The sequence below is a fragment of the Mycobacterium sp. 852002-51613_SCH5001154 genome (assembly GCF_001667425.1).
Lineage (GTDB): Bacteria > Actinomycetota > Actinomycetes > Mycobacteriales > Mycobacteriaceae > Mycobacterium.
This window is the reverse complement of the sequence record NZ_LZII01000085.1, coordinates 139,340-150,581: the sequence shown is the minus strand read 5'-3', so window position 1 is coordinate 150,581 and position 11,242 is coordinate 139,340. Positions and strand designations below refer to the sequence as shown.

Genomic DNA, 11,242 nt, shown 5'->3' with positions numbered 1-11,242 from the left:
AGCCTATCCATGGCCTTTGACCTGTAGTTACAGTCGGCCTCTGATGACCTGGCAGTGCGCCATTGGAAGGACCGAGGCAGATGATTGAGATCGTCCCCGCCCGCCGTGCGCTCCTCGGGGGTATGGTCGCCGGCCTGATCGGCATGGCGGTTGTCACGAGCGCCCAGGCATTGGCGGACCCCTTACTTCCCGCGCCAGCACCCGCTCCTGCCATCCCGGGGCCGCAGAACGTCGCGGCCGCGCCCGGACAGGCGCCCGCCAACCGGTTCCTCGCCGCCCCCCCGGCGGCGAATCCGGTCGCATCGCCGACGACCCCGGGTGCAACGGTGCCGGCGGCGGCCGCGCCCGCCGCGCCGGTCGCCCCGGCGGTCACTCCAGCCCCGGCCACTTCCGGGACGATCCGTGAGTACCTCCAGTCGAAGGGCGTCAAGCTTGAGGCGCAAAAACCCCAGGGCCTCAAGGCACTTGACATCACTTTGCCGGTGCCGGCCCGCTGGACTCAGGTGCCCGATCCCAACGTTCCCGACGCGTTCGCGGTGATCGCCGACCGGCAGGGCAGCAGCATCTACTCCTCGAATGCACAGGTGGTGGTGTACAAGCTCGTCGGTGATTTCGACCCCCGCGAGGCCATCAGCCACGGCTACGTCGACAGCCAGAAGCTGCTGGCCTGGCAGCCCACCAACGCCTCGATGGCCGATTTCGGCGGCTTCCCGTCGTCGATCGTCGAAGGCACGTACCGCGACGGCGACATGACGCTGAACACCTCGCGGCGCCACGTCATCGCCACCTCGGGGCGCGACAAGTACCTGGTGTCGCTCGCGGTGACCACCGATCGTGCGGTGGCCGTCGCCGACGCACCCGCCACCGACGCCATCGTCAACGGCTTCCGCGTTACCGTTCCCGGGTCCCCGGCGCCCGCGCCGGTCCAGACCCCGGCCGCCTCGCCGGTCGGGCTGACCCCCGCCCAGGCCCCCGCCCCGCAGGTTCCTGCCGCGGCTCCCGTGCCGCAGGTTCCCGCCGCTGCTCCGGTCCCCCAAGTGCCTGCCGCGGCTCCCGTCGGGCAGATACCGGCCACCGCTCCGGTCGGGCAGGCGCCCGCCACAGCTCCGGTCGCCCAGGCTCCCGCCGTGGCTCCGCTCCGGCAAACCTCGGCCACCGCTCCCCCGGTGGGCTTGCCCCCGGCGCCGATGCCCAGCCGTCAGCCCACACCGAACCTGTTGGCCCTTGTCCCCGGCCTTCCCCCGCTACCCAATTTCACGTTCCTGCAGCACTGAGCGGTGCCGCGACTCCCCTGGAGCCCACTGAGCGGACCGGTGTCCAGGCTCGTATTGTGAGCCCATGCTTATTGCGGGAGTGCTGTGCATGTGTGCGGCGGTGGCCTCCGCCGGGTTCGGAACTTGGTCGTTGGCACGCACCCAGACCGTCGACCCCACCGCGCTCGCGCTGCGATCCATGGCTCCGGCGCAACTGGCGGCGGCAATCATGCTGGCCGCCGGCGGTGTGGTGGCGCTGGCAGCCTCCCCGCACACCGCGCTGGTGGTATTGATCGTCTGTGTCGCCGGCGCCTTCGGAACGGTGGCCGCCGGGTCATGGCAGAGTGCGCGCTTCGCGCTACAGCAAGAAGCGGCGGCCCCCGGCTGCGGGGGGACCTGCGCCGGCTGCACCCAGTCTTGCCACTGAAGCCCGAGCGGACCCGGGGGAGTGCCCCTAGTTGCGGCTCAAATCTATCGGGTGGGTAGCAAGCAACGACAAGGGCAACGGCTGGCGGCGCAGCACGTGCGCCCACAGGTCGGACCTCGACCCCGCCAAGACGTCAGATGGCAACGCGGACAAGACGATCCAGTCGTCGCGTTCGATTTCACCTTCCAGCTGGCCAATGGTCCAGCCTGAGTAGCCCGCGAAAATGCGCACTCCCTCCACCAGGGGAGCGATCGTGTCGGGGTCGGCGTCGAGATCGACCATCACCACCCGGCCATCCACATGCCGCAGCCCGGCCACCCCCTGCGGATCGGCGCCAACGCGCAATGCCGCCAGGCATAGCGCCGCGTCCCGCTTCACCGGGCCGCCGATGAACATCGTCTTCGGCTTGGCCGCCAACTTGGTCCACTGCGGCAGCACGTTGTAAACCGCGGTCTCGCTGGCCCGGTTCAGCACGACCCCCAACGTGCCGCCGTCGTTGTGCTCGACGATGTAGATCACGCTGCGCCGAAACGTCGGTTCGAAAAGATCGGTGTTGGCAAGCAGCAACGTCCCCGCGCGCACCCGCTGCGCGGCCGGCGCGACATAGTCCTCTGGGTCCTCGGGCGGCGGCACCCAACCATCATCGCATCCGGTGCCTGGGACCCGGGGGAATCAAGCGCGGGGCGTGAAGATTTGTACTGTTGGTAAGTCGGCTCGGACGGTGACGAGCTTGCTAGCCCCAACTTTGGAAGTCGGTTTAGTGATCCAATCCCGGATGCACTCAAGCGCACCCGTCGAAATATGGCGGTCGGTGCGCAGTTTGCCAGACTTCTGGCGCCTGCTGCAGGTGCGCATGGCAAGTCAATTCGGTGACGGGCTGTTCCAGGCCGGTCTGGCCGGAGCGTTGCTGTTCAATCCGGACCGGGCCGCCGATCCGATGGCAATCGCCCGGGCGTTCACCGTGCTGTTCCTGCCGTACTCGCTGCTGGGGCCGTTCGCCGGCGCGCTGATGGACCGCTGGGACCGGCGGCTGGTGCTCGTCGGCGCCAACGTCGGCCGCCTCATCCTGATCGCCGCGATCGGCACGATCCTCGCCGTCAGAGCCGGCGACCTGCCGCTGTTGTTGGGCGCGCTCTTCGCCAACGGCTTGGCCCGGTTCGTCGCGTCCGGGCTGTCGGCGTCGCTGCCGCACGTCGTGCCCCGCGAACAGGTCGTGACCATGAACGCGTTGGCCAATGCGTCCGGGGCCATCGCCGCCTTCATCGGTGCCAACTTCATGCTCGTTCCGCGGTTCCTGGTCGGCGCGGGCGACAAGGGCGCCTCGGCGATCATCTTCCTCACCGCGGCACCCGTGTCGATCGCATTGCTGCTGTCGCTACGGTTCGGGTCCCGCGTGCTGGGCCCCGACGACACCAAGCGGGCGATCCACGGACCGGTCCTCTACGCCGTGGTCACCGGCTGGCTGCACGGTGCACGTACCGTGGCGCAACGGCCGACGGTCGCCGCCACGCTGTCGGGCCTGGCCGCGCACCGGATGGTGATCGGCATCAACTCCCTGCTGGTCTTGTTGCTGGTGCACCACCTGACCGACCCCGCAGTCGGGGGACTGGGCACAGCTCTGGTGTTTTTCGGCGCCGCCGGCCTGGGCGCGTTTCTGGCCAACGTGCTGACGCCGCCGGCGGTTCGTCGCTGGGGGCGCTACGCGACGGTCAACGGTGCGCTCGCGGCCTCGGCGATCATCGAGGTCGCCGGAGCGGGGTTGCTGCTACCGGTCATGGTGGGGTGCGGCTTTTTCCTCGGTGTGACCGGGCAGATGGTCAAGCTGTGCGCCGACTCGGCAATGCAGATGGACGTCGACGACGCCCTTCGCGGACACGTGTTCGCCGTCCAAGACGCGCTGTTCTGGGTGGCGTTCATCGCCGCGATCACGGCGGCCGCGGCGTTGATTCCCGCGGATGGGCATGCGCCCGCAGTCGTCCTGGTCGCTTCCGGGCTCTACCTGGCCGGCCTGGCCATGCACGGCATCCTGGGCCGGCGCGGCGACCAGGCGAATAATCGCTACCCGGCGGGCGCAACCGACGATCGGAGGCAATGATGGCGGGTCCGGAACCGATTGTGGCCGACCTACGCGCCGAAAGCGACGAGCTTGACGCCCTGGTAGCGCCGCTGCCAGCCGAACGCTGGGCCGAACCGACGCCCGCGCCGGGTTGGACCATCGCGCATCAGATCGGGCACCTGCTGTGGACCGACCGTGTCGCGCTGACCTCGGTCACCGACGAGGCCGGCTTCGCCGAACAGCTCAAGGCCGCCGCCGCGAACCCGACGGGCTTCGTCGACGCGGGCGCCGAAGAATTGGCGGCTATAGCGCCGGCCGAGCTGCTCGCCGACTGGCGCTCGACCCGTTCCCGGTTGCACGAAGAGCTGCTGATGGTTCCCGCCGGGCGCAAGCTCCCGTGGTTCGGGCCGCCGATGAGTGCGGCGTCGATGGCCACCGCGCGGTTGATGGAGACCTGGGCGCATGGCTTGGACGTCGCCGATGCGCTGGGCGTGAAACGGGTGGCCACCGACCGGCTGCGCTCGATCGCCCACTTGGGGGTGCGTACGCGCGACTACGCCTTTTTCGTCAACAATCTCCCGGCTCCGGCCGAGCCGTTCCTGGTCGAGCTGCGCGGACCCGGTGGTGACACCTGGAGCTGGGGATCGCCGGACGCGGCGCAACGGGTCACCGGTTCCGCCGAAGACTTCTGCTTTCTGGTCACCCAGCGGCGGCCGCTCAGCGCCCTCGACATCACCGCCGATGGGCCCGACGCGCAGCGCTGGCTGGAGATTGCGCAAGCCTTCGCCGGCCCTCCCGGCGCCGGTCGATGAGCGCGCGAGCGCGCGAAGAGAGCCGGCGCCCATCCGACGCACTCGCCGGTCGATGAGCGCGCGGTTACTGCAGCGGGCCGCCGTAACTTGCCCGGTTCTCGGCTTCCGCCTCCTCGCGCAGCGCTGAGATCGCGAGGTTCAGCCTGTCGGCAAGCTCGCCGTGGGCGTATCCGGTCATCACGCCGGGGTGCAGAGTCAGCTTGAGCAATCGGCCATCGGAATTCGCCACGGCATAGATGTCACCGAGGTCGACGCTGTAGGTGACGGCCTCGGCCTGGGCCACCAGGGCTTCCCACTTGTCGGCCGCCTCGCTCAGTTCGCGGAGAACTGATTCGACGAGATTCTTGTCGCTGAGATCCGCGCGACCGCCCGAATCCGACACGATCACAGTATCGTCGCCCCCTCCAACCAGCGTCAATTCAAACTCGCGGGTGACCGGTGCACCCCATGGCGGCTACGGGGCGGGCGCCTCGGTGGCGAGTTTCTGGTACCAGGCGAGGTGATAGTTCGCCGATACCGTGTCTCCGCTCGCGATGCCTTCGGTGGCGGCCATCAACAGACACTTGAGCAGGAGAGCCGGGTTCACGGTCGGGTACTGGACCAAAAGTTGGTAGCGCGCCGTATCGAGGTGCACGCGCAGCACGTCGACCTCTTGGTCGATGACAACCGCTTCCGCGGCGGCCGCGTCCGCCAGCCTCTGCACGATGCGGGGGAGTCCGTCAAACCGGCGCGTGGTCTCACTCAGCACCCTGGCCAGATCGCTTATGGGCGGCAGCTCGCGCGGTTCCAGCGACGATTTCGTGGCGGTGAAGTCGGGCGAGCGGCGCAGCGAATCACCAGGAGCGTAGGTCACGACGCGCGCCGCGTCGCCGATCAAGGCGGACACCCGGCCGGTACGTCGCTCGGGTTCCAGCAACCGAACGCCAGCTGGGAGATTGATCCCTGCCGGTATCCAGCCGTGCGCGAGGTCGGTGACCAGGACGGTCGTGCCGTCCAAAAGGTCGCCGACCGCCCAGTTGAGCCGCGACTCTTGGCGGACCACGAATTCGAGGAGCCGATTCAGCCGGTCCGTGTCGAAACTCGTTGCGGCGATGTCCTTTTGCCGGAGGGGCCGAGCGGCGGGCTCCTGCGGTGCATCCGGCTCGTCCTGGCTCGCCGGGCCCTCGGCCGGCTCGTCAACCACGGGGGCGGGCTCCGTGATGACGGGGATGACCTGTGTCTCCTCCATCGAAGCCACCGAGTCCTCGGCGGGTTCTGGCTGCTGTGCCGGCTGTTGCGCCTCGTCCTGGGCCGGTGCCGGCTCTTCGGGCACGGCGTGGTGACGACCGTTGGCGACGGCTTCGTCGACGACGGGTTCCGCCTCGGTGATGGCGGGAATGACCTGCGTCGCCTCCATCGAGGTCGCCGGGATGTCGTCCTCGGCGATCTGGTGGCTGTCCGGCTCGTCAACCACCGCCTCGGGCTCGGTGATCGCGGGGATGACCTGCGTCTCCTCCATCGGCGCCCCCGCGACACCGTCCGCGGCATCGATGTCGGACCCCCATTCGGGCTGGTCCTGCTCGGTTGCCGGCTCCTCCACCTCCAGGTGGTGACGGCCGTTGGCGACGGGCCCCCAATCGGGCTCGGCATTCGCGGTTGGCTCGACGACGGGCTCCAGCTCCGTGACAAAGGGAATGACCTGCGTCTCCTCCATATCCGGCGCCGCGGCCTTCTTTTCGACGGCGGTGTCATGGACAGGTGCCTCGGCCTCGTCCCCGCCTTGCGGCATGGAAGGGGCCGGCTTGTCCGCAACCCGCCAGCGCGGCCGGCGCACGTCCCTGGTGGGCGCTTCGGAAGGTCGCGAGTTCGGGACAGCAGGGATGACCTGGGTCTGGTCCATGTCCGATGACTGCGGCTCGGTGGCCTCCGGGCGGAGATATCCAGCAATCACCCCGGCCTTCGCCGCGTGCAGCTGGCGAATCGTCGATTCGACTCGGCGGACGGCGCGGCCCCGCGCCTCGTCGATGACCCGGGCCTCCTGCGCCTGACGCGCAAGATCGGCCAGACCCGCCCGCTTGACCATTTTCAGCTGCTCGTTGGCGCTGTCGGCGATCCGCTGCAGGTCCGTCTTTAGATAGTCTGCGAGCGTGGCATTTTCGGCGGTGATCGTTGACAGCTCGGCAGGCCAAAGCCCACCGACCACCCACGGGGTGCAATCGATGGGAGAGCTGAAGGCCGGCATCGCCAGTGATTCCCGGGTAGCTCTCCGGAGGCGCTGACGCGCCGTCATCCGACCGAAGATCGCCACCGGCTCAGCGTACCGGCATCTGCCGGATGGCTTATTCGATCAGTGAATTGTGCAGCTTTGACGGCCTGAGTACCGTGCAGATATGGCTGAATCTGCCCTGCAGCAGCAACTCGATGAGGTGCGTGCCTTACTCGCCCGCGCACGAGAGTTGTTCGGCCCCAACCCCGTAGAGCCGCCCACCGACATCGCTCCAGATCCCGAGGCGGCCAAGACCTGGCTGTTGTAGGCCGCTAGATGGCGCTGTGACGGCGGCGCAGTTTGTGCGCGAGTAACTTCTCGATCGCCGCATCGAGGTCTCGCGGGGTTGGAACCTCGGCCGAGGGGGTGTGACCGGCCGCCACGATCTCGTCGCGAATCTCGAGCAATGCCTTCAGGCAAGACACGTCGGCGGTCAGCAAAATGCCTCGTGCCAGCGTCTGGGCGTCGGTCTCCATCGCCTCTTCGCTCAGCGCAACGCTGTGCATATACCCGCCGCGGCAGGAGCGGACCAGGATGTGCCCACTCGGGTGAACGGTGTCAAAAGCGGGATTCGCGTCCGTCATCGACCGCGGTCAGCGATGCCGCCGAGGCTGCGCGCCGCATCCTGCTCGTGCTGTTCCCACATCGTCGCCGACGCCGCCAATTTGTCTGCCAGGTCGGCGTGGTCCGCCGCTTGCTGCTCGTAGCACTGTCGTCTGCGCTCAAGCAGTTCCCGCCCGGCGTCGCGAAGTTCACCGAAGATCGGGCCCAGCGAATCCAGGCTTTCCTGGATCGCCTCGTGCGACGACGGGACCGTGCGCAAGTAATCGGAGGTTTCCTGGTGGCGCGCAGCGGCTTGACGCAAGTGCGCGGGGACCACATGGATCGAATCTGCCATCCGCTGTCTCCTGTTCACGGCCGCCGGCCAGACCGGCGAGATAACTATTGTCAGGTGGTCGACGAGGTCGCCGGCCGCGTGGGTGTCGGTGTGTCGGGCGTCGCCGGCGCGGTCGCGGCTGCGGCTGCGGCCGGCGGATGTTCCCAGCCTAGAAAGCTTGGGCCGCTCACGGTGGCGATGTCTTGAATTTGGCCATCGAGTAGGGCTTTTCCTGCGCCGAGGGCAAGCGCGTGCCGGTCGATGAACATTCCGATATCGGCCGGAGCGACGTGCGAGGCGTCGATCGGGTTGGTCACCGCGGTGCCCGGCGGTGGGATCGTTATTCCCTGCTGTTGGAAGGCATCTGGTATCGCCACTCCGCCGACCGCGGCTTTGATTGCCGCCGCCAGCTGGGGGCTGGCCGCCGTAAACGTTTCCCCGTCGGGCAAAGTCACCGTGGTCGGGCCCGCCGGTGGTGATTCGCCCTCGAGCGTCGCAGCGTCCCCGTCGGTGTCGCCGGGTTGATCGGATGAAGCCTCGGTCTTCGGATCCGAATCGTCCTCGGAGTCCGGCACTCCTTCGTCGTCGAGGCCCTGCAGCGCCGGATCCGCTGTGTCGTCGCCCTGCAGGTTGGGAAGTGGCAGCCCGGCCGGCGTCGCGCCGAAGCTCGGCAGTCCCGAACCAAAGTTGGGCATGGGCGGCAGCACAGGAGCCATGGGCGCCGCCGGAGCGCTCGCTACCTCCGGCACAGCGCCTCCAGACGGATCATCGGTTGCGCCCGGATCGTCCGCGAACAACGAATCCAGCAGCGGATCCCACTCGGAATCCTCTGTCGTGGCCGCATCGGCGCCGACCGTCTGGGCCGGCGGCCGTTCATCGGGACTGCTCGGTTGGCCCTTGGATGCGTCATATAGCGATGTCCAAGCGGCCATCAGCGCGGACTTCGACGTGTCGTCGAGGCTCGCGTTGAGTACCACCGCACGAATGTCTCTGAGCTTGCCGATCAGGAATCGCTGGAAGTCGCGCGCTCCGGCCGGAGTGTCCAGGTCCGATCGTGTTCGCACCGCGGCCTCGGTGTCTTGCTGCAGCTTGGTCAGCGCTTGACGGCCTTCGACAGCGTTGAGGTGGGCGTTCAAGATAGCCGTGATCACCTGCATGTCCAGTTGAGAACTCGCCGAATTCTGGTGTGAAAGAGCAATTTCAGCGTGTGCGATCGCTTCCGCCGCCTCGCCCTGCTCCCGATCCGGTGCGGCCGCATCTCGTTGGCGGATCTTGCCCGCGATCGCCTGCAGCTGTTCGGGGCGCGTCGTCGGGGTGATCACCGCGACCAGCTCAGCTGGCGACAGACCCGCCACCCACGCGTTCGGGTCACCGGTACGGTCTCGGACATGTTTCACCGCGGCAAGCAGCTCCTCGTGCGCCGACATCAGCTATCCCACCGGTGCTGCAGTGCCCGCAAGTCCTTGCGGGATGCGTTGCGACCCCTCCATGCTCGGCGACAGTACCCAGGCGTATCGCCGCCAACAATTCACCATGCCGGGCGGTTGTGGATGACACCGAAATCGCCGCCTTGCTAGGCATTTCCAGCGGCGTACCGGTCCCGGAGGCCTTCCAGCACAGCCTTTTTCGCTCGGGTGAGTTCGCGGGCGCCCTCGACGACCGCGGTGATCTCGCGTTGTTTGGCCAGCAGGAATCGCTGAAACTCGCGGGCGCCCATGGGCGTATCGATTGCGAGGTGCGCTTGGTGCACGGTGGCGTGCTCGATCTGCTCACCGATGGCATCCAGACGCCTGGCGCCCTCTCGCATCGCGGCATGTGCGCTGGTGAGCACCTCGGCCAGCACGCGGTCGGCATCGGCCGCCGTGCCGTGCTGGCCGGCCAGAGCCGACTGCCGCGCCTGCATGGCGGCTACCGAAGGTCCTGCTTGTTCCGTCATCGGCTCACCCTGTTTGTCATAGCGGTCGGCGGATCGCAACGTTGGGGCCTAGTGGGCTGATCCGCACCGAAGCGCCCGAGTAGGGCGCCTCGACTACCAGATTGTTCCCGATGGCCAGCTGGACATGCCCGGCGTGCGGGAAGACGAGGTCGCCCGGCCGGACTTGCGAACGGGGCACCGGGATCCCGTCGTTGATCTGCTGATAAGTGGTGCGGTCCAAGCGAATTCCCGCTTGCGCATAACTCCACTGGACGAGCCCCGAACAATCGAACTGGTCGGGCCCCGTCGCGCCCCACACGTAGGGTCGGCCCAGACGCGACAGTGCGGCACGGACCGCGATCGCGGCGCGCCCGTTCAACCCGGCGGAGCGGTGGCGCAGGAGTTGGTAGCGCAGCGCCCGCAGTTCGGCGAGGCGTCGACGCGCCCGGAAACGGGCTGACAGGACGTGCGCGCGCTGCGCCCGCAGTCGCGCCGCCCGACGACGCATCGCCTCGCGCTGCGCCATCGGTGTCGCCGGAACCTCCGCGGCGTCAGCGCGGGCTTCGTCAAGAACGCCCCCGGTCAGGTCGCGAGCCTCGGCCCGATCGCGGTGGGCGCGGGCGATGATGCCCGTCGCGGCGGCGTCCGTGGCGGCGGCGGCAGCGAGCCGTTGCCGGCTGTGGTCCACGGTGAGCCGATAGCTGCCGCGTGCCACGTCGTTCAGCCCGGCCGCTCTCTGCAGCAGATTGCGGTAATGCCCGGTGCCCGCGTCTACCGACGGCGGACGGATGCCGCCGGCGAACATGTCATGAGCGCGGCTCAGCACCTCGATCTCGCTGTTGGTCACGGCGCCCCCTCGCCCAGCTGGCCTCCCGACTCCACGGCGTCGGTGAAGGCGCGCACGCGGGGGAGCGCCCCCGGCGGGATCACCCCCCCGTTGCGGATGTCCCAGAGCTCCTCGACGTCGACACCCACCAGTGCGGCGATGACCGTCTCGGGCAGCGACGACTGTGCGCATGCCCCGTCGAATCGGGCGCTCAGGCTGGTCGGCATTCGTTTCAGCAGGGCCGTGCGCGTCGCCTCGAGGGCTTGGAGGTGCGTCATCAGCCGGTCCGTCGAGTCCGCGCCAGCGTTCACGGCGACCCGCCAGGAGCCGGCGGCCAGCATCTCTGCCTTCACGCACTGAGCGATCACAGACAGAATATACGTCTCATATTCGTTTGATGTTGTCGCAGGCAAGCGATCGATGACGGATTTGAGGGCTTCCAGTTGGGCTTCGGCATATCCTTCCAGCACTTCTGTGTCGCTGTGACGGTCCACGACGACGGGCCCGGTGCGCCGGGCGGGGACGGCGGCAGGCGGTTGCGCGGCCATCAGCCGGGCCAGTTCCGCGTCCGGATCGGCCGCCACCAACAACCGAGAATAGGTGCCCGGCGGGAGGCCTAGGCCATTCTCGACCTTCTGAACTGTGCTTTTGTGCGGCTTACGGGCCCCGCGTTCCAGAAAGCTCAGGCCCATGATGCTGACACCGGTCGCGGCCGCGAGGTCGGCTAGCGACCAGTCGCGCGACTCTCGCAGAGCGCGGATTGCCGCACCTGCCGATTCACGGCTCACCGCAGGCTCCGGCCATAGGCCGGATAGTACACAGGCCGCAGCG

At 68.2% G+C, this 11,242-nt stretch carries 14 protein-coding genes; 5 read left to right on the top strand and 9 right to left on the bottom strand.

Translation table 11 applies throughout. From position 1 onward, the window contains the following. Nucleotides 1–80: 80 nt before the first annotated feature. Nucleotides 81–1,274, top strand: coding sequence for an LpqN/LpqT family lipoprotein (locus A5750_RS24680; protein ID WP_067266475.1), 1,194 nt, complete (start codon nt 81–83; stop codon nt 1,272–1,274). Between the two features lie 64 nt (nt 1,275–1,338). Continuing rightward, nucleotides 1,339–1,680: a hypothetical protein gene (locus tag A5750_RS24675; RefSeq protein WP_067266473.1), complete on the top strand. Its 342-nt coding sequence runs from the start codon at nt 1,339–1,341 to the stop codon at nt 1,678–1,680. Nucleotides 1,681–1,707: 27 nt separating this feature from the next. Here the strand turns inward: A5750_RS24675 and A5750_RS24670 are convergent, their stop codons facing one another. Beyond that, on the bottom strand, nt 1,708–2,313 hold the full coding sequence (locus A5750_RS24670; protein ID WP_066950921.1) for a YqgE/AlgH family protein: 606 nt from the start codon (nt 2,311–2,313) through the stop codon (nt 1,708–1,710). A gap of 142 nt (nt 2,314–2,455) precedes the next feature. On the opposite strand from A5750_RS24670, the gene A5750_RS24665 reads away from it, so the two are divergent. After that, entirely contained in the window at nt 2,456–3,775 is a 1,320-nt protein-coding gene (locus A5750_RS24665; protein ID WP_067266470.1) for an MFS transporter, read from the top strand. Next, entirely contained in the window at nt 3,775–4,548 is a 774-nt protein-coding gene (locus A5750_RS24660) for a TIGR03084 family metal-binding protein (RefSeq protein ID WP_066951357.1), read from the top strand. The genes A5750_RS24665 and A5750_RS24660 overlap by 1 nt, the downstream gene beginning before the upstream one ends. A 64-nt stretch (nt 4,549–4,612) precedes the next feature. On the opposite strand, the gene A5750_RS24655 is transcribed toward A5750_RS24660, so the two are convergent. Next, nucleotides 4,613–4,936 (bottom strand): DUF2710 family protein, encoded by a 324-nt coding sequence (locus A5750_RS24655; protein ID WP_369817354.1) that lies wholly within the window; start codon nt 4,934–4,936, stop codon nt 4,613–4,615. A gap of 66 nt (nt 4,937–5,002) precedes the next feature. Further along, nucleotides 5,003–6,835, bottom strand: coding sequence for a DUF5631 domain-containing protein (locus A5750_RS24650; protein WP_066950927.1), 1,833 nt, complete (start codon nt 6,833–6,835; stop codon nt 5,003–5,005). 82 nt (nt 6,836–6,917) lie between these two features. Between A5750_RS24650 and A5750_RS26205 the strand changes: the two genes are divergently transcribed. Continuing rightward, nucleotides 6,918–7,061 (top strand): hypothetical protein, encoded by a 144-nt coding sequence (locus A5750_RS26205; RefSeq protein WP_167374087.1) that lies wholly within the window; start codon nt 6,918–6,920, stop codon nt 7,059–7,061. Nucleotides 7,062–7,065: 4 nt separating this feature from the next. On the opposite strand, the gene A5750_RS24645 is transcribed toward A5750_RS26205, so the two are convergent. The 6 genes from A5750_RS24645 to A5750_RS24620 form a co-directional block, all read right to left on the bottom strand. Beyond that, nucleotides 7,066–7,377, bottom strand: a complete 312-nt coding sequence (locus A5750_RS24645) for a DUF2694 family protein (RefSeq protein ID WP_066950931.1) — start codon at nt 7,375–7,377, stop codon at nt 7,066–7,068. Then, on the bottom strand, nt 7,374–7,691 hold the full coding sequence (locus A5750_RS24640; RefSeq protein WP_067266462.1) for an ESX-1 secretion-associated protein: 318 nt from the start codon (nt 7,689–7,691) through the stop codon (nt 7,374–7,376). Before A5750_RS24640 ends, A5750_RS24645 begins: the two co-directional genes overlap by 4 nt. Nucleotides 7,692–7,741: 50 nt before the next feature. Next, on the bottom strand, nt 7,742–9,097 hold the full coding sequence (locus A5750_RS24635) for a DUF4226 domain-containing protein (RefSeq protein WP_067266457.1): 1,356 nt from the start codon (nt 9,095–9,097) through the stop codon (nt 7,742–7,744). A 146-nt stretch (nt 9,098–9,243) separates the two neighbouring features. Continuing rightward, entirely contained in the window at nt 9,244–9,606 is a 363-nt protein-coding gene (locus tag A5750_RS24630) for a DUF4226 domain-containing protein (RefSeq protein ID WP_067266536.1), read from the bottom strand. A 16-nt stretch (nt 9,607–9,622) separates the two neighbouring features. Continuing rightward, nucleotides 9,623–10,432 (bottom strand): C40 family peptidase, encoded by an 810-nt coding sequence (locus A5750_RS24625; RefSeq protein WP_067266454.1) that lies wholly within the window; start codon nt 10,430–10,432, stop codon nt 9,623–9,625. After that, complete coding sequence (locus tag A5750_RS24620; protein WP_067266449.1) at nt 10,429–11,199, bottom strand: helix-turn-helix domain-containing protein; 771 nt, start codon at nt 11,197–11,199, stop codon at nt 10,429–10,431. The genes A5750_RS24625 and A5750_RS24620 overlap by 4 nt, the downstream gene beginning before the upstream one ends. Nucleotides 11,200–11,242: the final 43 nt, after the last annotated feature.

Bases quoted from the DNA above. Each gene is read 5' to 3' on its own strand.
- A5750_RS24680 (WP_067266475.1), top strand. From the start codon at position 81: ATGATTGAGATCGTCCCCGCCCGCCGTGCGCTCCTCGGGGGTATGGTC.
- A5750_RS24675 (WP_067266473.1), top strand. From the start codon at position 1,339: ATGCTTATTGCGGGAGTGCTGTGCATGTGTGCGGCGGTGGCCTCCGCC.
- A5750_RS24665 (WP_067266470.1), top strand. From the start codon at position 2,456: ATGCACTCAAGCGCACCCGTCGAAATATGGCGGTCGGTGCGCAGTTTG.
- A5750_RS24660 (WP_066951357.1), top strand. From the start codon at position 3,775: ATGGCGGGTCCGGAACCGATTGTGGCCGACCTACGCGCCGAAAGCGAC.
- A5750_RS26205 (WP_167374087.1), top strand. From the start codon at position 6,918: ATGGCTGAATCTGCCCTGCAGCAGCAACTCGATGAGGTGCGTGCCTTA.
- A5750_RS24645 (WP_066950931.1), bottom strand. From the start codon at position 7,377: ATGACGGACGCGAATCCCGCTTTTGACACCGTTCACCCGAGTGGGCAC.
- A5750_RS24640 (WP_067266462.1), bottom strand. From the start codon at position 7,691: ATGGCAGATTCGATCCATGTGGTCCCCGCGCACTTGCGTCAAGCCGCT.
- A5750_RS24635 (WP_067266457.1), bottom strand. From the start codon at position 9,097: ATGTCGGCGCACGAGGAGCTGCTTGCCGCGGTGAAACATGTCCGAGAC.
- A5750_RS24630 (WP_067266536.1), bottom strand. From the start codon at position 9,606: ATGACGGAACAAGCAGGACCTTCGGTAGCCGCCATGCAGGCGCGGCAG.